We start from the raw sequence: 2369 nt of genomic DNA on the forward strand, positions 1-2369 counted from the left end.
AAGGGCGATCGCCCTTTATCTCTTCTCCTTGTTCTTCACGACTCGATAAATATTCATTGAGTGCATCGCGACTCTGTTTTCGCAGTGACACTAATCGCGGCTCGTTTGTCTTCGTATCTGCCACTAGATTTGGTCATCTCCTTCATCCTCACCGATTGCCCTTAAGTAAGCCTGGGCAGCGGCTTGTTTTAACGATCCCTGCGTATAGCGTCTGTAGACTTTATCCGTCTTAATCCCCATCAGCTCCTTTCCATATAAAGGATCGACACCCGCTCGCGTAATAGTGTTACCAAAGGAGTGCCGAAAATGGTGCGGTTTTAACTCCTCTGTCGTCGCGCTCGCCGCCACTTTCTTCACCATTTTGTAGAGTCCGTCGTATCCCAATCGCTCTCCGCTATGCTTGGGGTCTGGCATCACCGTGCCAAGACGGGAAAATTGTACGCTAAGGCTGAAAGCGTTATCCAGCAACCATTTTAGCCAACTATTTTTAAACAGTACCCGCTGTATGGCTATTTACCCTCAGTTGATTGGTGCAGAGTAGTATGTATTCCCTGCATCTTGACAAGATTTTTGGAAAAAAGTATTTTTTATTGCTACATAATCAAGCTATAGACTAGAATTATTCAGAAAAATTTGGCAAGTTTTTTAACGCCAATTGTGCGACTTCTTCGGCACGAAGGGATGTAACTTTTTGATACCGTAATGTTGTCTGAATGCTTTGATGTCCCATCAGCGCCCTGAGTTCTTCAATCCCCATTAGCCCTACCCGCTCTGTAGCAAAAGTGTGCCGTAGATCGTGAATCCGAATTTCTTGGAGTTCGGGACTGTCTCCAATGAGGCTAGTCCAGGATTTATGCGCCATTCGGTACGACAGACGGGATACTTCCAATGTTTTTGGCTGTTGAGCAGTAAACAGTGCTGGATGGTTGGGATGTCGATAATATTTAATGTAGTGATTTAGACTCAAAAGCGCCACTTCACTGTAAAAACACCACCGTTGCTTGTTCCCCTTGCCAACAACTTGAAATTTCCGGGTGTTGAGGTCTACGTCATCTAAATTTAGAGCCAGTACCTCAGCAATCAAGCGCGCCACTGGTATGCAACAAACGCACCAACGCAGACATTCGCACATCTTTTTTGATAATGCGATACAGGATACTTAATTGAGTAGGAGTAAGATAACGCACCAGTTCACCCTTCGCATATTCTCCTTTATTTTGAATGGGTTTACGTCTTGTGAGTCCCGCAATCGGATTGGATTTGAGATATCCCAGCTCGACTGCAAAGTTGAACAAAGCCGTGATTACAGCTTGATGACGGTGGTGGGTAGTATAGGAAACATCAGTTAGATGATTGAGATATTCCACCAAAACTTGTCGGTCGATGATTTCGATTGACCATCGACCATACTGCTTGAGTAAGGGGATCATCGTAGACTCATAGGAACGCAGAGTACTTTTAGCTAGCCCCGGACGTTCTAAAAACTGGGTGGTTAAAGCTGCTAAAGTTATCATTACTTTAGAGGAAATGAGTGCAATTTATTTGAATCAAAGTGTAGATATTAGATTATCATTAACAAATATATTTTTAGATATATTTTAATGGTGGTAACAGAACATTCGACGCTGCCAAAGGGAGAAGAAGGGCTGGCTAATTACGTTCAGCGACTACGCTTTCAGCTTTCTTTAACCCAAAAAGAGTTGAGTTTAAAAGCTGGAATACACATCCAGACCATCCGCAAAATTGAGAGTGGACAAACTTCGAGGCTCAATCAAAAGGCTAAAGGTGGTTTGGCTTCTGCGTTGGGAATACCACCGGAGTACTTGGATGCGGCGGCGAAGAAAGTCTCCCCAGAAACAATAACTACGTTGAAGTTTTGTCCTAAATGTTGGACTCCAGGAACTACCCCTGACCAAATGTGGACAGACTTACGGTCGAAGTATTGCTTTGCTTGCGGTACAGCCTTACGGAATCGTTGCGCTAGTTGCAATGAACCAATTATGTCGCTGAAATTCAAATTTTGCCCTTACTGCGGCGCTTCTTACGGAGGCAAGGCTTGAAATCAGTCCAGCCTTCAAGTCTTGTCGTAAAGCCCCTATGATTTATCGAGGGGTATATTAAGGCTGGACTGATTTTTTCGCCAAATTCATTACAAACAAAACCAAACCACTTCTGAAAAACAGAATATATAGGTAATCTAATTGGCAACTCGCGAACTTTTATCTCCGGCACAGCGGCTACAATTCACTGAAATTCCCAATTCTATCACTACAAGAGATATAGCTCGCTACGGCATTGTCAACTTAATGGGATAAATCCGAAAATCGGCACGATAATTCCTGAGTAGCCAGCTTGGCTAATTTTAAGCA

2 protein-coding genes and 1 pseudogene are annotated in these 2369 nt (G+C 43.6%); 1 reads left to right on the forward strand and 2 read right to left on the reverse strand.

Going from position 1 to position 2369, the window contains the following annotated elements:
- Nucleotides 1–123: 123 nt before the first annotated feature.
- A complete protein-coding gene (locus tag DSM107010_RS32060) occupies nt 124–414 on the reverse strand; it encodes a tyrosine-type recombinase/integrase (RefSeq protein WP_127024896.1) in 291 nt (96 codons plus the stop codon).
- A gap of 205 nt (nt 415–619) precedes the next feature.
- Nucleotides 620–1514: pseudogene (locus DSM107010_RS43335) on the reverse strand (tyrosine-type recombinase/integrase).
- A gap of 87 nt (nt 1515–1601) precedes the next feature.
- Between DSM107010_RS43335 and DSM107010_RS42755 the strand changes: the two are divergent.
- On the forward strand, nt 1602–2060 hold the full coding sequence (locus tag DSM107010_RS42755; RefSeq protein WP_127024890.1) for a double zinc ribbon domain-containing protein: 459 nt from the start codon (nt 1602–1604) through the stop codon (nt 2058–2060).
- The last annotated feature ends 309 nt before the right edge of the window (nt 2061–2369 follow it).

The organism is Chroococcidiopsis cubana SAG 39.79, assembly GCF_003991895.1.
GTDB lineage: Bacteria > Cyanobacteriota > Cyanobacteriia > Cyanobacteriales > Chroococcidiopsidaceae > Chroococcidiopsis > Chroococcidiopsis thermalis.

Bases quoted from the DNA above. Each gene is read 5' to 3' on its own strand.
- DSM107010_RS42755 (WP_127024890.1), top strand. From the start codon at position 1,602: ATGGTGGTAACAGAACATTCGACGCTGCCAAAGGGAGAAGAAGGGCTG.
- DSM107010_RS32060 (WP_127024896.1), bottom strand. From the start codon at position 414: ATGCCAGACCCCAAGCATAGCGGAGAGCGATTGGGATACGACGGACTC.